Source organism: Variovorax sp. JS1663, from assembly GCF_002157355.1.
Lineage (GTDB): Bacteria > Pseudomonadota > Gammaproteobacteria > Burkholderiales > Burkholderiaceae_C > Variovorax.
On the sequence record NZ_LYMK01000043.1, the window covers coordinates 43,322 to 62,184 of the forward strand.

Sequence of the window (18,863 nt, forward strand, 5' to 3'; positions counted from 1 at the left end):
GCGGCCACTCCCCCCATGACGGCGGCAACGGTGTGGAGGCGTGGACGTACAACGGAAGACTGGCGCGTCACAGATTGCGGTCAGGTCAGCGAGACGCTCGGAAGAGCGCGAGACAGGGCGCACGTGGGCCGCATCGGCGCATCGGCGCATCGGCGCATCGGCGCATCGGCGCATCGGCGCATCGGCGCATCGGCGCATCGGCGCATCGGCAACGGTGAATGACTGAATGACTCCTTGCAAGAGCGGTTTTCCGTACGCACTGGAGCGCTGCGCCTTCGGGGTGAACCGCGAAGGCTCGGACCTTCGCACTCAGGATCCAACGACACCGGCCTGTGATCGCCGCATTGGAAGGTCAGCCGGTGCCGCCTCATAAGACCCAGGGCGGCGCCATCCACTGCCACATCCTGGAGCACCAGGACTGACGGCGGGATGATGAGCGTGGTGCAGGTTGGCTGAGCGTGCTGCTCGCACTACAGTGCCGCGAGCGCTGCGTGCACTTCAGATGGACTCAGGATTTCGGACAGTACTCGGGGAGGGGCCCCCTTGCTATAAAGCACGTAGACCGGTACGCCCGAGCGCCCAAGCTCGACCAGAGCAGCCGTGATGGCGGGGTCCCGCAGCGTCCAATCGGCCCTGAGCAAGGCCACGTTTCTGGCTGCAAGGGCCGCAATGACATCGGGATCTGAGAGCGTTGTGGCCTTGTTGTATTGACAGGTGACACACCAGGCGGCGGTGAAGTCAACGAACACCGGCCGGCCGGTCGCCAGGATCTTCTGCACCCGCCCCGGCTGCCACGGCTCCCAAGACTCGTCCGCGCTCAAGGACGTGGTGGCGGGTGTCCGGGCCGCCACAGGTCCGGTAGCGGTGATCCGCCCAGCGCTCGCCCAGAGTAGCCCCGCAAGCAATGCCAGCGACATGCCGCTCAAGGTAGCGCGTGCCCCACCTTGCAGGGAGAAGGTCCACACCGCCATGCTCATGGCGAGTAGTACTGCCAATAGTGCGGCCATGGCATCGATACCGCTCTGTCGGCCCAGAACCCACAACAGCCAGACCACTGCCGCGAACATCGGGAAAGCCATGAACTTGCGGAAGGTCAGCATCCACCCCCCCGGCCTTGGCATCAGGCGTGCGACCGTCGGGATCCAACTCGTGGCCAGATAGGGCAGCGCCATTCCGAGGCCCAGAACCATGAAGATGGCGAGCGCTTGCGCCAAAGGCAAGCTGGCCGCAACGCCCAGGGCCGCGCCCATGAATGGCGCCGTGCACGGCGAAGCAATCGCTACCGCCAGCACCCCAGAGAGGAAGGCGTTGATGACCGGATGGCTGGCCTCCAAAGAGGCGAGGCGCGACGGCAGCAAACGGCCGAACTCGAACACGCCGGCGAAGTTCAATGCGATCAGCGTGAACAGGGCTGCGAGTACAGCGATGAACCCGGGCGCTTGCAACTGGAACCCCCAGCCCACCTGCTCACCTGCGGCGCGCAGCCCTGCCACAAGCCCACCGAGTGCGGCAAAGGACAACACCACGCCCGCCGAGTACGCGACGCCGTCCAGTCGGCGGGCGCGTTGATCGCGTGCGTGCTTGGTGAAGCCGATCACCTTGATGGCGAGAACGGGAAACACGCAGGGCATCAGGTTCAAGATCAGCCCACCGAGCAGTGCCGCAAGCAGGGCAGCGGCAAACCCCACTCGCGGCGATTGCTGCGCCGCGGCGTTGCTGCGAAGCGCCTCCTGCAATGCCGGCGAGATGGCCGCCGGGGCCGCCATTGCCGGCCACGTTCCGCTGACCGACGCCTCCACACGCCAGCCCTTGTCGCCGAGCGTCAGCACAAGCGGCATGACAGCGGGGCTCTGCGCGCGATGAGGTGAGAGCGGCACCTGCGCCGTCCACGTGGCTCCTTCCCAGGCTTGCGTCCAGTCACCGGAAGTGTGGATCACTTCCGCAATCTCCGGGAAGAATTCAAGCTGCTTTCCCTTGGCCGCTGCCGGCAGCCCGGAAACGTAGACCTTCAAGGTATTGCCATCGACGTGAATCCGCGCATCGTTCGCGAGCGCTTGTGGCTGGGCAGCGAAGCTCGCCTCGAACGCTGCGGCGTGAAGCGCAGTGGTGCTCCTGACCGGAATCGACAGCGCAAACTCGCCCTCCTCGGGGATGCACTCCTTGCGACATACCAGCCATTGGGCCTTCAGCTTGACCTCGAGCACCTCCTTGAAAGGCGGCGGCTGGAAATCCGGCGAGATCGTCAAGGCCACGGGCAGCAGCACAGTGTCGGCGTACCCGTAGTTGATGAGGGTGCCGATAGGATACTTGCGCGGAATCGGCCAGGCGACCTCGCCGGCGATCACGCCGGGCGGCAAGCTCCATTCAAGCCGCGTAGGCAAACCGGAATCCCCGGAATTCTTCCAGTAGGAATGCCACTCCGGCTGGTGCGCGAGTTGTAGCCCGACCCATACCGGCTTGCCCGGTTCGACGCCCTCTGGCGCATGGGCGAGCAATTCGGCGCGCGTGCGTTCGGTGGCGACCCGGTTCTGAGGTGTGCCTTGGGCAAGCGTGGGAAGGCTGGCGAGCAGGGCCGCGGCCAAGACCAAGCGATAGAAGACCAGCAAAAAAGAACGAGCTCGCATGCGGAACAGATCAGGGTGTAGCGGGGGGCGTACACCGACCCGCGATCGAACCGACTATAGGCCGAAATCGGTGACCACCGGATCCATGACCATCCAGTTGAACGGCCAATGGCTGCACCCGCTCGACCCTGCCTGCAAAAGAAGACGAAACGTTATGAAACCCGGAGCCACCTGCTTTTTCAGCAGTCGATCTGATACGGCAGCTATCCGGCGGTCATGGCCGGTACGGCCTTTCTGCTCTCGCGGCCCTCTTAATGCGCACGGGCGCCAGCTCGCCGATCGAGAGCTCGAGGACGCGGGGTAACTGGCTCGGCGCGAGGCCGGACAATCATGCTGGACTGGCCACCAGAAGAATTCCTGACATCACTAAACCGGGCGCTGTGCCGTGATCCCGGGGCACCTGCGGAAATGCCCGCTGGCCTACTTGAGAGATTTGATGACGTAGGTCTTGCCTTCCTCGGCAAACTCAAACTCGACATGCTTGCCGTTGTCGAGCTTCTTCAACAGCATCTTGTCCTTCACCTTGAAGTCCATCCTCATAGCTGGCCAGTTCATGCTTTGGACGGGCTCGTGCGCGATGGTGACCATTCCGGACTTCGCATCGATTTTCTTGACGACACCCTTGGCCATGTGAGTGCTCTGCTTGCCGGCGGCCGGCTTCTTAAACATGTCCGGGCAGTCCATGTTCATACCTTTCATGACCATGCCCTTCATGTCCATGCAGTTCATGCTGTCCTTCTTCATCGTCTCTTGGGCGAACACGCCGGCGGCGTGCAATGTCAAGGCCAGAGCGATGGCGGCGAGAGTGATCTTCTTCATTTGAATCTCCTGCTGAGATGGGTTGCAAAAAAACAGCGCGCAGTCTTCGGACCGTCGTGCTGCACGGACGTGCGCAGCAAGGTGGTTGAGAAAAAGCCCGAACTGGAAGCGCGCATCAAAGCCATGAAGGAGATGTCCCAGGCGCTGGACCAGCTCATCGCCGACTGCAGCAACGACGCCCGGCCGGCCGAAGGCTGCTCCATCCTGGTTGCACTGTCAGGAAGCGCCTTCATCGTCGCATCGATCCTCCCACGGCAGCTAGTCGGCCACTTTGCTCGCTCGCAGCCGCAGCGAATCGGCAATCACGCTCACCGACGACAGCGCCATCGCCGCTGCCGCCACCACTGGCGACAGGAGGATGCCGAAGAACGGGTACAGCACGCCAGCTGCGATCGGAATCCCGACGACGTTGTAGAAGAAGGCGAAAAACAGATTGGTCCGGATGTTCTTCATCGTGGCCTGCGAGACCCGGCGCGCACGCGCGATCCCCATGAGATCGCCATGCAGCAGCGTCACCCCTGAACTTTCCATGGCCACGTCGGTGCCGGTTCCCATGGCGATCCCAACGTCCGCTGCAGCCAGCGCCGGAGCGTCATTGACACCATAGCCGGCCATGGCGACCACCTGGCCCTCGGCCTTCAGCCGTTGCACCACCGCTGCCTTGTCTTGCGGCAGAACGTCTGCAATGACTTCGTCGATGCCGAGCTCGCGACCTATGACCTGCGCGGTGGTCTTGCCATCCCCCGTAAGCATGACCACGCGGATGGCCTCGCGGCGCAGCGCCGCGATGGCTTGCGGGTTGCTCGGCTTGATGGGATCGGCAATGCCAACGAAGCCCCGCCAGGCGGCCCTCGATGCCCACAAAGATGACCGTTGCCGCCTGCGCGCGTACAGCATCCGCCACCGCGACCATGCTGCTCACGTCAATATCGTTCTCAGCAAGAAACTTCGCACTGCCGCAGATCACCCGCGCTCCATCAACCAGGCCGACCACGCCCTTGCCGGCGGGCGAGTCAAAGTCCAGAACCGGCGACAAGGTCAGTTGGCGCTCCTCGGCGTCGGCTACGATGGCGGCGGCCAGAGGGTGTTCGCTCGCCCGCTCCACGCTGGCAAGCTTCTGAAGCACCGCGGAGACATCGAAGCCGGGCGCCGGTTCGACGCGCACCACCTTGGGCCGCCCCTGCGTCAACGTGCCCGTCTTGTCTACCACCAGCGTATCGATCTTCTCCATGCGCTCCAGCGCCTCCGCATCCCGGATCAGCACGCCGTGCTGCGCGCCTTTGCCGACGCCCACCATGATGGACATCGGCGTGGCCAAGCCCAAGGCGCAGGGGCAGGCGATGATGAGCACCGCCACGGCCGAGACGATCGCATACGCGAACGCAGGGCTGGGGCCCCAGACCAGCCACGCGACAAAGGCGAGAAATGCGATCCCGATCACGACCGGGACGAACCAGCCCGCCACCTGGTCGGCCATCCGCTGAATCGGGGCACGGCTGCGCTGGGCGGAAGCGACCATCTGGACAACCTGGGCCAGCAGGGTGTCAGCGCCCACCTTTTCGGCCCGCATGACGAAGCCACCCGTCTGGTTCAGTGTGCCGGCTGTGACCTTGGAGCCGGGCGCCTTGACGACTGGAGTCGGTTCGCCCGTGACCATCGACTCGTCGACCGTCGCCTTCCCTTCCACGACCTCGCCGTCTACCGGCACCTTCTCGCCCGGGCGAACCCGCAGTCGTTCGCCAACCTCGACAGCGTCGAGGTCGACCGTCTCGTCGGAGCCGTCGTCCTTCACTCGCAAGGCCGTTTTGGGCGCCAGATCGAGCAACGCGCGTATCGCTCCGGATGTTTTCTCGCGCGCGCGCAGTTCGAGGACCTGTCCCAGGAGCACCAGCACCGTGATGACCGCCGCGGCTTCGAAGTAGATCGGCACCGCCCCATCCATGCCGCGCAGCTCCGGCGGGAACCATCCGGGCGCCAGCGTGCCGACTACGCTGTAGAGCCATGCGACGCCGTGCCCAATGCAATGGGGCTGAACATGTTGAGACTGCGGTTCTTCACCGAGGCCCAGCCTCGAACGAAGAAGGGCCAGCCAGCCCAGATGACGACCGGCGTGCCGAAGAGCATCTGCGCCCAGTTGGACGTTTTCTGGGTCAGGAAACGATGCAGGTCGATCAGGTGCCCGCCCATCTCGAGCAGGACCACGGGCACGCTGAGCACCAGGCCAATCCAGAAGCGTCGGCTCATATCCCGCAATTCGGGGCTTTCGCCGATCGCGTCTCGGTCGCCATGACCGGCTCCAACGCCATGCCGCAGATGGGACAGCTTCCAGGCCCCATCTGGCGAACCTCCGGGTGCATGGGGCAGGTGTACTCGACATCCTGCGCACTGCCTGTCGCAGGCGCGGCGCCACCATGCGCATCAGCCGCTGGGTGGTGCCGATGATGATTGTGGTGGTGATCTTGCGGGCCGTGCTCTACCGAATGGTTGGCGCCGCGGTTTGAATGCTGATTCATAGGACTTCCTCTTTTTTTTTGCCAATCTCAACCCTTCCACGATGGGAATTTCAACCAGTTCATTGAACCGCCTGTTCCGCAAGGGAATTCATCTTTCCCCAAGGCACCTTGCCGAGGGCGCAACCGTCCTACGCACCACGCGCCCCGTGGCTGATGCCGCTTGGCGATTAATTGCTCTACACAGAGCTCTTCCCAACCCAGGAGATTCAAGATGAAGACTGTCGTTTCAGGGCTCCTTTGCGCGACCATCGCCCTCGCGACGGGCATGGCTTTCGCCCAGGATACAAAAAAGCCTGAGGCCAGGACCAAGGATCGCGCGCAGAGTCAAATGACCACGCAAGAATGCAAGGAGCATATGGCCATGTCCAAGAAGGGCGAGATGAAGATGGATGACGCGATGATGAAGATGTGCTCTGACATGATGAAGAAGGAAAAGAAGGCCAGCACTGCGAAGAAGCAGTAGAAGGCTGAGCGAGTGGGCCCCGCACGCTTGGTTTCGGCGCGCTTTTCTACGCCCTTAGCGAGCCACCCTCATGCGTTGAAACTCTTCCTGTTTCATCGCGATGTAGGCGCTTCGATCCATCTCATGGAGTTGCCGCGCGTAACGCGCGGTCCCGTCGAACCACTTGGACAGACGTTCGCTCAGCTGCTGATCCTCAGGCGCGTCCAAGTACGCCTCGATCGCGAGGTAGTAGCGCATTGTGTTGCGTTCCACGACACCTCGCACCCCTCCTACGTATTCCCGCTCACCGGCTGAGTTCGTGCCAGTCACCGTGAACCCAATCTTGCCGCTCCCGGTCGTTGCAAGGTAGATCTGCATCGCAAGCCGTGCGACTATCCCGTCGGAATAGGCATAGCCGAGGTGAATGAAGGTTTTGCCATCGTCGATCGGTGTGGCCTTGAGCTCGATGCGATAGTCGCGGGTCGCGAGCGGACCGTGGGTCGCGCTCAGACGTACGGCCAGATAGTCGGGTGCGATGGAGACCGTGCGCCAGGCAAGGTCGATGCGCTGCGCGTCGGAGAGTGGCTGGTCGTAGGTGCGGCCGATCGCGACAACCAACGACGTCCTCGCCGAAGTCTCTTGCACGAGGCAATGCTTGGTGTTGAGGTGCAGCATCAAGATCTCGCACCACACCGCAGGCACACGCAAAGCGTTGCTTACCTCGAGGAACGGATGAGCAATCACCGCGTGGGCATCTCCCCGTAGTTGGTCAGGCATCTCCGCCGATTCGAGCACCATGCGGCCGTCGAGAAGGTTGTGCTCGAACTGCCGTCGGACTTCATTGAATTTGGCGCGCAACGCAGCGGCGTCGCCGCCCTGCGCCACTGCGATTGCCGGCGCCATGAGACAACATAGCCCGAGCAGAGCCACGCTGATGAGCTTTTTCATGAGCGATACCTTGGGCGGGAGGCGCCTTCGTGTTCGCAGGATGAATGGCTCAGATGATGTGAGCCTCGAGGAAGCAGGTCATCGCATCGCCGGTTGCTCACTGGCTTCCTTTCCTGCAAGGCGGCAGTGACCGCCTACCTCCCGCGCATCTTGGATCGGCAATCTGTCTATCTGATGCCTGACACCTCAGTGAGGGGGCGGGGCGAGTTGCCTCGAAGAACCCGATGGACGTCCGGAGTTGCCGCCTGGCACCGCAGCGCAAAAAGTCTGGGCATGAAAATTCTCACACGCGGTCGAAACTTAGGTTTACAGTTAATACAATAGGATTCAACATGCGGTCAAGACTGCATGCGCGAGGAGGTACCGCCATGGCTGCATTGCCAACTGGTTTGTGCTCGCACGACTTTTCGGTTCATCAGCCGTTGGCGCTCCTGTCGCCAGATGAACTGTCGGAGCCCTCCGCTGACTTCCTAAGTGTTCGTTCCGTGCTCCTGCCGAGGACGGAACTGGTCGACCGTTCTTTTTTCTCGCCGAAGCAGCGCGAGCGCCTGCACGATCAGCTGATGTCTGCCGCGCCCTTCCCCCACCTGGTGCTGGAGAACATCTTCAATCCGGCGCTGCTGGAACTGGTCGTCGAGGAGTTCGACACCCAACCCGACAACTGGACCGAGGTCAAGAGCCGCTACGAATCGACCCGCCGCTCGGTGCTGGGCCCGACACTGGGGCCTGCGACGCAGCTGTATTTCGACATCATCCATTCCGGCTGGTTCATCGACTGGCTGTCCTCCCTGACCGGCGTGCCCTACCTGCTGCCCGACCCCAAGCTGTTCGGCGGCGGGCTGCACGAAAGCCGCACCGGCGCGACCTTTGCTGTGCACCGCGATTTCAATCGCCACCGTCATCTGGGGCTGAAGAACGAGATGGTCTTCATCACCTACCTCAACAAGGGATGGGACCCGGATTGGGGCTCCGGCCTGGAGCTCTGGGACAAGAAGCACGACCGCTGCGTGACCACCGTGCAGCCCGAGTTCGGCCGCACCATCCTGCTGCCGCACGGGCCGATCAGCTACCACGGCCACACCAAGCCGCTGCAGGCGCCGGACGACCGCCCGCGCCGCTCGGTCGCCGCCTACTACTACAGCAGCCCGCTGGCCGGCAAGCAGCACGGCGACGAGTCGGCCTCGGTGTTCATGAAAACGCACCGCGTCGACCGTGCCAAGGCCGTTGCCCGCATGCTGACGCCGCCGGTGCTTTGGCTTCTGGCACGAAAGATCGCCGGCCGCAGTTGACTACGGGGACGAGACGACCCGGTGCCAGAAAAGTGCTGATCTTTCCACGTTTCAGGATCATGAATCGGCGCGTACATGTAATCCCTAAGTATTCACATGTAAGAGTTCGCGCACAGTCGTGCCTTCGGCCTTTTCGGCGAATCGAACAAACGCAACAAGTGCATCGGCATATGTCGATAGGTGGATGCACAAGAGGGAGTAGCCGTACTTCTTGGTGGTTTGCAGCGCGCGTTCGTTCACGCAAGATGGGGTGCGAATTGATACTTTGTTAGTAAGCGGAGCGGCTGCGCCGAATGATTCGGTACGGCTTGTCGCAACCTGTAACAGACGATCGATCGAGGGGGCCCAATGGAACGTCGTGCACATTCCGCTATCGAGTCAGCACCCGCGTCCGGGGCCACCTCGGGCCACGGGTACGGGAATGAGGGGCTTCCGCCAAGTGTGTTCTCGGCGACAGAGCTTCCGTCCGACCGTCGACGAACGCCGCAATCACGCTCTGCGCCTGCTGCGGTGAGCCTCAACCTGGGCGGCGAAGCAGTCGCATCAGCCGCCCGGCTCGCCGAAGCAGCAGCAGCCTCGATCGAGTCCGTTCTTTTTTGTGTGTTCGCGGCCATGGTGCATTGGCTGACCCAACAGGAGAGTGTGCTCGTCGGCGCCCTCCCTGCAAAAGCACCGGGAAAGCTGCTCCCGATGCACTTGCCAGTTGCTCCCGGCATGACTTTGCGCCAACTCCTGGAGCGGAGCGATGCAGCTTTACGCGAAGGCAGTTGGCACGCCGAGGGACTGACCGAAGCTTTGCCACCGACGGAACAATCAGGCGCAGTACGCCCGACAACCTTCTTTGGCTTTGCCGCCGAAGCGATGCCGCCTCCCAACCTGCAGGCCGATCTGGTGCTGCAAGCAGGCGATACCCCTCAGGGGTTGAATCTGAACTCGCGCTACAACAGCGAACTCTTCGATCGTTCCACCATCGAACGCTGGCTTCTCATCTATCGCGCTGCCTTGGCCCGATGGGCCGCAAACACGGAGATTGGTCTGGCGGATGCCTTTGCGCTCACCGACGCCGATCGATCACTGCTTGCATCGTTCAACGCGACCGCAGTAGCACTGGAAGAGGGGCTGCGCATCGAGGTACTGATTGGCCGCCAAGTCGCTGCAACGCCAGATGCCATCGCCATCACCGCAGGTGGCGTGAGACTGAGCTTCAAAGACCTGGCTCAACGCGCAAACGGACTCACTGAGGCGCTGCGGGCACGCGGTGTCCAGGCTGGCGACCTCGTTGGACTTTCCTGTGACCGGAATGAGCACATGGTGGTGGCGCTCTACGGCATCCTGCAGGCAGGCGCCGGCTACGTGCCGCTGGATCCTTCGTTCCCTCCGGATCGCCTGGATTTCATGGCCGAAGACGCAGGCCTGCGGGTGATGGTCGTAGATGGCTCGACCGTCGATTGCTGGTCGGGAAAAGCGGTCTCCCTCGTGCGTGCCGATAACGTCACGTCCACAGGCATAGTCCCACCGCCACAAGCCGATCCGGAGGCGGTTGCGTATGTGATCTACACCTCCGGCTCGACGGGGCGCCCCAAGGGGGTGCGTGTGCCGCATCGCAGCGTGTGCAATCTGTTGACCAGCCTCCGTACTGTCCCGGGCCTCAGCGCTGACCATGTGACTCTCGCGGTGACGACGCTATCGTTCGACATCGCAGTGTCCGAGGTTCTGCTGCCGCTGACCATCGGCTCGCGCATCGTCATGGCGGACAAAGACCAGACCACGGACGGCATGCTGCTGCGTTCTCTCATCGAGCGTGAAGAGGTCACCTTTGTCGACGCAACCCCTTCGACCTGGCGTTTGCTGCTCGGGGCGGGTTGGTCTGGCCGCGCGGACATGCTGGCGATCTGTACCGGCGAGCCGCTTCCCCCAGACCTCGGCCGAAAGCTGCTCCCGATGGTGCAGCAGCTTTGGAACGGCTACGGCCCGACCGAGACGACGGTTTGGTCGAGCTTTCACCGGCTTGAGCAGGTCGATACGGTCGTGCCGATCGGCCGCCCAGTTGCGAACACCCAGTTCCACGTGCTGAATGCGGCGCTTCAGCCGCTTCCTGTCGGCGTGGTCGGCGAACTCTTCATCGGTGGCGCGGGCGTGACGCTGGGCTACCTGAATCGCCCCGAGCTCACATCGGAGCGCTTCGTAGCAAATCCGTTCGGCGCCCAGGACAACGCGGTGCTCTACAGAACCGGCGATCTGGGGCGCTGGCGTGCCGACGGCGTGCTCGAATGCCTGGGTCGCAATGACCATCAGGTCAAGATCCGTGGTTATCGCATCGAACTCGGCGAGATCGAGAACGCCCTCTTGCAGCATCCCGGCGTGCGCCAGACCGTGGTTATCCCGCGCGAGGACCAGCCCGGCAACGTGCGGCTGGTCGCCTATTTCACGACAGAGCGATCGCCAGGCGTGGAAGCGCTGCGCGCGCACCTCGGCACGCTGCTGCCGCCCTATATGGTGCCCAGCGCGTACGTCGTGCTCGATGTACTTCCGTTGCTTCCCAACGGCAAGCTGGACCGCCGCTCCCTGCCTGCGCCGCTGGCAGAGCGCCCCGATTTGTCCGAGCCCTATGAAGAGGGCCGCAGCCCGGCGGAACGGCGCGTGTGCGCCGCCTTCGCAAAGGCGCTCGGGATCGACAAGGTGGGCCGCTCCGACAACTTTTTCGATCTGGGCGGCGACTCGCTGCTGGTCCTGAAGGTGTTGACCGACCTGCAGCAGTCCAGCGCACAGCCGTTGTCGGCCAACCTGTTCTTCCAGCAACCAACGCCGCGCGCGTTGGCGCTAAAACTCGAAGGCGAAGCGCCCGCCCGACAGTTCGCAGCCCCACAGCAGCCTCGATCCAGGCCTTCCGCCGGCACGGACGAGCCGATCGCGTTGATTGCCATGGCGGGACGCTTTCCAGGCGCGGCTGATGTCGAGCACTTCTGGGACAACCTCTGCGCAGGGCGCGATTCGATCACATTCTTCGATGACGCGACACTCGACGCAGGTGTCAACGCTGCTCTCCGGGCCGACCCCAACTATGTTCGAGCGCGCGGGGTGATCGACGACGTCGAGTGGTTCGATGCCGCCTTCTTCGGCATCAACCCGAAGGAAGCACAGCTGATGGACCCGCAGCAGCGCCTGTTCTTGGAGATCTGCTGGGAGTGCATGGAGCGTGCGGGCTACACCCCTGACCAGTGCCCGGGGTCGGTCGGCGTCTATGCCGGCATGTACAACGCCACCTACTTCCTGCAGCACGTCCAGAAGCGGCCTGAGCTGATCGAAGAGATGGGTGCGTTCCAGGTGATGCTCGCCAACGAGAAGGACTACATTGCGACGCGGGTGGCGCATCGCCTGAACCTGACCGGGCCCGCGATCGCGATTCACACCGCATGCTCGACCTCGCTCGTCGCTGTGGTGCAGGCGTTCCACGCGCTGCGTTCGGGGCAATGCGACATGGCGCTCGCTGGCGGCATCGCGGTTACCTGCCCACCACGCAGCGGATACCTCTACGAGGAGGGCGCCATGCTGTCACCCGACGGCCATACGCGCAGCTTCGACGTCAAGGCCAAGGGCACGGTATTCGGCGACGGTGCCGCCGTGGTGATGCTCAAGCGACTGGGCGATGCGCTTTCCGACGGCGACCCGATCTACGCCGTGCTGCGCGGCGCGGCAGTCAACAACGATGGAGGCGCCAAGGCCAGCTTCACGGCCCCGAATATCGACGGCCAGGCGGCCGTCATTTCGGCAGCGCTGGCGTCGGCTGGGGTCGATGCACGCAGCATCTCCTACGTCGAGACGCACGGCACGGCCACGCCGATGGGCGATCCGGTCGAGATCGAGGGCCTGACACGGGCCTACGCGCGCCACACGTCGGATATCGGCTTCTGCCGCATCGGTTCGGTCAAGAGCAACGTGGGCCACCTCGTCACCGCAGCGGGCGCTGCCGGCCTGATCAAGACGGCGCTTTCGCTGCATCGCGAACGCATCCCGGCGTCGATCCACTTCCAAGCGCCCAATCCGGCCATCCGGTTCGACGCCACGCCCTTCCGGGTCAACGACTGCCTTCATCCATGGCCGCGCGGGGAAGCGCCGCGGCGCGCCGGTGTCAGCTCATTCGGCGTTGGTGGCACCAATGCCCACGTGATCGTTGAAGAAGCTCCTTTGCGCGCGGATTCGGACGTGTCAGCCACACCTCAGGTGCTGGTGCTCTCGGCCCGCACGCCAACGGCATTGGCGGCAGCCCGCACGCGGCTGGCCGATCACCTCGAGGCCCATCCCGGCATCTGCCTGCCCGATGTGGCCCATACGCTTCGCGTCGGCCGCAAGGCCTTCGCGCATCGGGCCTGCGTCGTCGCACGCTCCCCCGTTCAGGCGGCAGCCGCATTGCGCGCGGCCGACGCATTGGGAACGGCCAGCGGGACAACGGCGGCGTGGGTGCCGCAGCCGGTCCTGATGTTCCCGGGCCAGGGCGCGCAGTACGCAGGAATGGGGCGGGCGCTGTATCTGACCGATACGGCGTTTCGTGCCGCCTTCGACGAGTGCCTGCTGGCCTTCGAGGGCATGCTCGGCTTCGACCTGCGCGAGCGCATGTTCTCGGACGATGCTGCCGCGCTGGCGCCGACCTCGGTCACGCAGCCCGCTACCTTCGCGCTCGAATACGCGCTGGCGCGCCAGTTGATGTCGCTGGGCGTGACGCCCGTGGCGATGATCGGCCACAGCGTGGGCGAGTTCGCCGCCGCCGTGCTGGCCGGCGTGATGCGCCTGGAGGATGCGGCCCGCCTGGTCGCACGCCGCGGCGCGCTGATGCAGGCGCAGCCGGCGGGCATCATGCTCTCGGTCCGCCTGGCCGCCGCCGAGTTGCTGCCGCTCTTGCCCGAAGGCATCTCGCTGGCCGCCGACAACGGCCCCGCGGTCTCGGTGGCCGCCGGGCCGGCCGAAGCCATCGAGCAGCTGCGCGCCGCGCTGGAAGCCAAGGGCTTCGTCGCCAAGGCGCTGCAGACCTCGCATGCCTTCCACTCCGCGATGATGGAGCCGGCCGTCGCGCCCTTCGAGGCGCTGGTCGGCCAACTCACGCTCTCGGCGCCCCGCCTGCCGATCTACTCCACCCTCACCGGCCGCCTGCTGACGGCCGAGGAAGCGACCGATCCGCGCTACTGGGCCCGCCACCTGCGCGAGACGGTGCGCTTCTCGCCCGCCGTGCGCGAAGTGCTGGCGCAGCTCGCGCATCCGCTCTTCGTCGAAATCGGGCCGCGCAACACGCTGGCCACCCTGGTGCGCCAGCATGCCACCAAGGTGCTCCCCGCAGTGGCCATCGAATTGCTCGGCGACCGCCCCGAAGGCGAGTGCAGCGCCTGGCGGCTCGCCGCTGGCCGCCTGTGGACGATGGGCGCCGAGGTCAATCTCGTCGCGCTTGACGAGCGCGCAAGCAAGCATCGTGTGCTGCTGCCGACTTATCCGTTCGAGCGCAAGCGCTTCTGGGTCGACATTGCCGCCTCCGAGGTGCCCGCTCTTTCCCCTGCCTGTGCCGCCCTGACCATCCCTCTTTCGATTCCGGAGTTGCCGATGACAATCGCTACTGCTGCACCCCCGCGCCGCGCGTCCCTCGTCATGCGCCTGCGCGAGCTGTTCGAGAACCTCTCGGGCATGGACATGAGCGGCGTCCAGAGTGGATCGCCTTTCGTCGAGATCGGACTCGACTCGCTCACGCTCACGCAGGCTGCCATCCAGGTCAAGAAGCATTTCAAGGCCAACCTGACCTTCCGCCAGTTGATGGAGAGCTACCGTAGCTTCGACGCGCTGGCGGAATTCCTCGACGAGACGCTTCCGCCAGATCCTGTTGCGACCTTCGCGCCTGCGGCAGCTGCCGTTCCCACAGTCGCACCCGCCGTGGCTATGCCGCCTGTGACGGCCGGGGTTGCGCTTGCTACGCAAACAGCGACCGTCCCCCCGCCGGCCGGTTTGGCGAACGGCAACGGCATCCTCCTGCAGCAGATCATCGCCCAGCAGATGCAACAGACGCAGTTGATGCAGCAGCAACTCGCATTGCTGCTGGGCGGGCAGACGCTTCCGGCCAACACCTCGCTGCCGGCACTGGCGGTGGAGCAACCTGCGCCCATGACTACCGCCGCGGCCACGACGTCCAACAACTCCGAAGCCGCGGCCGAGGAGCTCGCCCCCGCCGCGCCCAAGTACGACGTCAAGAAGGCCTTCGGCGCGATCGCGCGCATCCACACCCAGAGCAAGGAGCCCACCGAGCGCCAGAAGGCGCGGCTCGCGGCCTTCACGCGGCGTTATGTCGAGCACACGCAGAAGAGCAAGGCCTTCACCGAGCGCAACCGCCCGCACATGGCCGACCCGCGCGTGGTCAACGGCTTCCGTCCCGCGACCAAGGAGATCACCTACCAGATCGTGATCGAGCGCTCCAAGGGTTCGCGCCTGTGGGACATCGACGGCAACGAGTACGTCGACACGCTCAACGGCTTCGGCATGAACCTCTACGGCTGGCAGCCAGACTTCGTACTCGATGCAATCCGCAAGCAGCTCGACGCCGGTTTCGAGATCGGCCCCCAGCATCCGCTGGCTGCCGAGGTGACCAAGCTCGTATGCGAACTGACGAAGTTTGACCGCGCAGGCCTGTGCAACACCGGCTCCGAGGCCGTGATGGCGGCGCTGCGCATCGCGCGCACCGTCACCGGCCGCAGCACCGTGGTGCTGTTCACCGGCTCCTACCACGGCACCTTCGACGAGGTGCTGGTGCGCGCCGGCCGCAACGCCAAGGGCATGTCGGCGGCACCGGGCGTTATGCAAGGCATGTTCGGCGACGTGCGCGTGCTGGACTACGGCACGCCCGAGGCGCTGGAATTCATCCGCGCCAACGCGGACGACCTGGCCGCGGTGCTGGTCGAGCCGGTGCAGAGCCGCCGGCCCGACTTCCAGCCGAAGGAATTCCTGCGCGAGGTGCGCGCGATCACCGAGAAGTCCGAGACCTGCCTGATCTTCGACGAGGTCATCACGGGCTTCCGCTCGCACCTGGGCGGGGCGCAGGCCGTGTTCGGCATCCGCGCCGACCTGGCCTGCTACGGCAAGGTGATCGGCGGTGGTCTGCCTGTCGGCGTGATCGCCGGCAAGCGCACCTACATGGACGCGCTGGACGGCGGCCCCTGGCAGTACGGCGACGACTCCATGCCCACCGTGGGTGTGACCTACTTCGCCGGCACCTTCGTGCGCCATCCGCTGGCGCTGGCTGCAGCCAAGGCTTCGCTAGAACAATTGAAACAGGACAACAACAAGCTGCAGTCCCAGCTCAACCTGCACACCGCGGCCATGGCCGACGAGCTCTCGGCCTTCTGCCGCGAGGTCGGCGCGCCGGTCGAGATCCGCTACTTCTCCTCGCTGTGGCGCGTGAGCTGGCTCGAGGACCATCCGCTGCAGGACCTGCTGTTCGCGATGATGCGCAGCCGCGGCGTCCACATCCTGGACAACTTCCCCTGCTTCATGACCACCGCGCACACGCAGCAGGACATCGCGACCATCAAGTCGGCCTTCAAGGAATCGATCGCCGAGATGCAGGAAGCCGAGCTGCTGCCGCGCCGCGCTGTGAACAAGCTGGCCTTCGACTCTTCCCACCCCCCAGCGCCTAACGCACGCCTGGGGCGCGATAAAGACGGGCAAATCGCCTGGTTCGTGCCCGATCCCCGGGCACAGGGCCGATTCACAAAGTACCAAGCATGACCGAAGCAATTGCTCCAGCCGTGGCAGAGAACGCCACGGACGTGTTCGATCCTTTTGCCTCCGGGCCGATCGAGCGAGTTGTCTTGACCACGGAAGCGCAGCGCGAAGTCTGGCTTGGTGATCAGTTGAGTCCCGAGGCTTCGCTGGCTTACAACGAAGCAGCGCGGTTGCGGCTCCAAGGTACGCTGAACACAAACGCGCTCGCTTCGGCGCTGGACCGCCTCGTCGCGCGCCATGAATCGCTGCGTTCGACTTTTTCATCCGACGGCATTGAGCTCCTGATCGGCGAGCCGGCCCCGGTCGCGCTGGCGGAGCATGACCTGGGCATGCTCGATCCGGCCGCCCAGAAGCGCCGCCTGGAGGACGACGGCGTGGCGGTGGTGCTCGAGCGCTTCAACCTCGAGCAAGGCCCGCTGTTCCGCGCCGCGCTCTACCGGCTCTCGTCCATCGACCATGTGCTGGTGCTGAGCGCCCACCATGCGATCTGCGACGGCTGGTCCTGGGGCGTGATCAGCCAGGACCTGGGTGCGCTCTATGCCGAGCAGATCGGCGCCGGCCCGGCGCTGGAACCGGCCGCCCAGTACTCCGACTACGCCGCCTGGGAGGTCCAGGAGGCCAACAGCCCCGAGATGGACGCCCACATCGGTTACTGGCTCGCGCGCTACGCCGGCGGCAGCCTGCCGGTGCTGGAGCTGCCGCTGGACCGCCCGCGCCCGCCGGTGCGCACCTTCAACTCCTACCGCATCGACCAGGTGCTGGACCAGGGCCTGATCGACGGCCTGCGCAAATTCGGCGCCAGCGCCGGCACCAGCCTCTTCGCCACCATGTTCAGCGCCTTCGCGGCCATGCTGCACCGCCTGACGGCGCAGGAAGACCTGGTGATCGGCATCGCCGCCGCCGGCCAGATGCCGAGCGAGATGCACACCCTGGTGGGCCACTGCGTCAACCTGCTGCCGATCCGGGTCGCGGTCGATGCCCAGGCGCCCTTCGACAAGCTGGCGCGCGAGTCGGCCAGCACCCTGCTCGATGCCTTCGAGCACCAGACGCTGACCTACGGCGCCCTGCTCAAGAAGCTGCCGGTGCCGCGCGACCCCAGCCGCCTGCCGCTGGTGAACGTGCTGTTCAACGTCGACCGCGACGCCGCGCCCAACGACGGCAACTTCCCCGACATCCAGGTCGAGCAGAGCACCATCGGCCGGCGCTACGAGAACTTCGAGCTCTTCCTCAACATCACGCCGGTGCGCGGCGGGATGCAGATGGAGGCGCAGTACAACGCCGACCTCTACGACGACACGACCATTCGCCGCTGGCTGGGCATGTACGAGACGCTGCTGCGCGCCGTGGTGCGCGAGCCCGCGCAGGCGGTGGGCCGGCTGGCGCTGCTGTCGGACGCGGAAGCGCATGCGCTCGCCGCCCTGCAGCCGGCGCCGACGCCGATCGAAGGCGCGCCGCTGATGCACGCCGGCTTCGTGGCGCACGTGGCCACGCAGCCGGAACGCCCTGCGTTGCGCGACGGCACGCAACGCCTGAGCTACCGCGAGCTCGACGCGCGCGCCAACCGCCTGGCCCATGCGCTGCGCGCCCGCGGCATGGGCCGCGGCGAACGCGTGGGCCTGTGCCTGGACCGCGGCTTCGACATGTTCGTGGCCCTGCTGGCCGTGCTCAAGAGCGGCGCCGCCTACGTGCCGCTGGACCCGGCCTTCCCGCAGGCCCGCCTAGACTACTACGCCGAGGATGCGAAGCTCGGCCTGCTGCTGACCTCCTCCACCATCGCCGCCGCGCCCAAGGCCTGGCGCGCGGACGCGGCCGAGCGCGTGCTGCTGCTGGACCGCGACCAGGCCTGGCTCGAACAGCCCGCCACCGCCCTGCCGCCCGGCGCGCAGGACGCGCAGGGCGAAGACACGGCCTACGTCATCTACACCTCCGGCTCCACCGGCAAGCCCAAGGGCGTGTGCGTGCCGCACCGCGCGGCCGCCAACCTGATGCAGACCATGCAGCGCGAGCCGGGCATCGGCCCCGAGGACCGGCTCGCGGCCGTCACCACGCTGTCCTTCGACATGGCGGTGCCCGAGGTCATGCTGCCGCTGGCCGCCGGCGCCGAGATCGTGATCGTGCAGCGCGAGGTCGCGATGGACGGCAACCGGCTGCGCGCGACGCTCGAATCCGAGGCCATCACCATCCTGCAGGCCACGCCCGGCATGTGGCGGCTGCTGCTCGATGCGCAGTGGTCCGGCCCGCGCGGCTTCCGCGCCTGGATCGGCGCCGAGCCGGTGCCGGCCGACCTCTCGCTGGAGCTGATGAACCGCACCACCGAGCTGTGGAACCTCTACGGCCCGACCGAGACCACCGTCTGGTCCACCGTCTGGCGCATGGAGCGCCCGATCGTGGCGGCGCGTGGCGTCTCCATCGGCAGGCCGATGGCCAACACCGGCGTCTGGATCCTCGACGCCAACCTGCAGCCCTGCCCGATCGG

The 18,863-nt window shown here is 65.2% G+C and carries 8 protein-coding genes and 1 pseudogene; 4 read left to right on the forward strand and 5 right to left on the reverse strand.

Annotation, left to right across the window (positions count from 1 at the left end; translation table 11 throughout):
• Positions 1–470: 470 nt before the first annotated feature.
• From A8M77_RS27565 to A8M77_RS27580, 4 genes and pseudogenes are all read right to left on the reverse strand, one after another.
• Complete coding sequence (locus A8M77_RS27565; protein ID WP_086924651.1) at positions 471–2,624, reverse strand: protein-disulfide reductase DsbD family protein; 2,154 nt, start codon at positions 2,622–2,624, stop codon at positions 471–473.
• Between the two features lie 420 nt (positions 2,625–3,044).
• Positions 3,045–3,443 carry a copper-binding protein gene (locus A8M77_RS27570; protein WP_086924652.1) on the reverse strand — a complete coding sequence of 133 codons (399 nt, stop codon included), beginning with the start codon at positions 3,441–3,443 and terminating at the stop codon, positions 3,045–3,047.
• On the reverse strand, positions 3,440–3,676 hold the full coding sequence (locus A8M77_RS37290; protein WP_086924653.1) for a hypothetical protein: 237 nt from the start codon (positions 3,674–3,676) through the stop codon (positions 3,440–3,442). Before A8M77_RS37290 ends, A8M77_RS27570 begins: the two co-directional genes overlap by 4 nt.
• A 25-nt stretch (positions 3,677–3,701) precedes the next feature.
• Positions 3,702–5,800: pseudogene (locus A8M77_RS27580) on the reverse strand (copper-transporting P-type ATPase).
• Positions 5,801–6,167: 367 nt separating this feature from the next.
• Between A8M77_RS27580 and A8M77_RS27585 the strand changes: the two are divergent.
• Entirely contained in the window at positions 6,168–6,419 is a 252-nt protein-coding gene (locus A8M77_RS27585) for a hypothetical protein (RefSeq protein WP_086924654.1), read from the forward strand.
• Positions 6,420–6,473: 54 nt separating this feature from the next.
• Here the strand turns inward: A8M77_RS27585 and A8M77_RS27590 are convergent, their stop codons facing one another.
• Positions 6,474–7,346, reverse strand: a complete 873-nt coding sequence (locus A8M77_RS27590; protein ID WP_086924655.1) for a hypothetical protein — start codon at positions 7,344–7,346, stop codon at positions 6,474–6,476.
• Between the two features lie 563 nt (positions 7,347–7,909).
• Between A8M77_RS27590 and A8M77_RS27595 the strand changes: the two genes are divergently transcribed.
• From A8M77_RS27595 to A8M77_RS27605, 3 genes are all read left to right on the forward strand, one after another.
• A complete protein-coding gene (locus A8M77_RS27595) occupies positions 7,910–8,635 on the forward strand; it encodes a 2OG-Fe(II) oxygenase (protein ID WP_158101012.1) in 726 nt (241 codons plus the stop codon).
• Positions 8,636–9,496: 861 nt separating this feature from the next.
• The gene (locus A8M77_RS27600; protein ID WP_238136991.1) at positions 9,497–16,390 is read left to right on the forward strand and encodes a polyketide synthase; all 6,894 of its coding nucleotides are present in this window, start codon (positions 9,497–9,499) and stop codon (positions 16,388–16,390) included.
• Positions 16,387–18,863, forward strand: a 2,477-nt coding sequence (locus A8M77_RS27605) for a non-ribosomal peptide synthetase (RefSeq protein ID WP_143694778.1), incomplete at its 3' end; no start/stop codon positions are given. The genes A8M77_RS27600 and A8M77_RS27605, both read left to right, overlap by 4 nt.

Coding starts and splice junctions, on each gene's coding strand:
- A8M77_RS27590 (WP_086924655.1), bottom strand. CDS start 7,346: ATGAAAAAGCTCATCAGCGTGGCTCTGCTCGGGCTATGTTGTCTCATG.
- A8M77_RS37290 (WP_086924653.1), bottom strand. CDS start 3,676: ATGAAGGCGCTTCCTGACAGTGCAACCAGGATGGAGCAGCCTTCGGCC.
- A8M77_RS27570 (WP_086924652.1), bottom strand. CDS start 3,443: ATGAAGAAGATCACTCTCGCCGCCATCGCTCTGGCCTTGACATTGCAC.
- A8M77_RS27600 (WP_238136991.1), top strand. CDS start 9,497: ATGCCGCCTCCCAACCTGCAGGCCGATCTGGTGCTGCAAGCAGGCGAT.
- A8M77_RS27565 (WP_086924651.1), bottom strand. CDS start 2,624: ATGCGAGCTCGTTCTTTTTTGCTGGTCTTCTATCGCTTGGTCTTGGCC.
- A8M77_RS27585 (WP_086924654.1), top strand. CDS start 6,168: ATGAAGACTGTCGTTTCAGGGCTCCTTTGCGCGACCATCGCCCTCGCG.
- A8M77_RS27595 (WP_158101012.1), top strand. CDS start 7,910: ATGTCTGCCGCGCCCTTCCCCCACCTGGTGCTGGAGAACATCTTCAAT.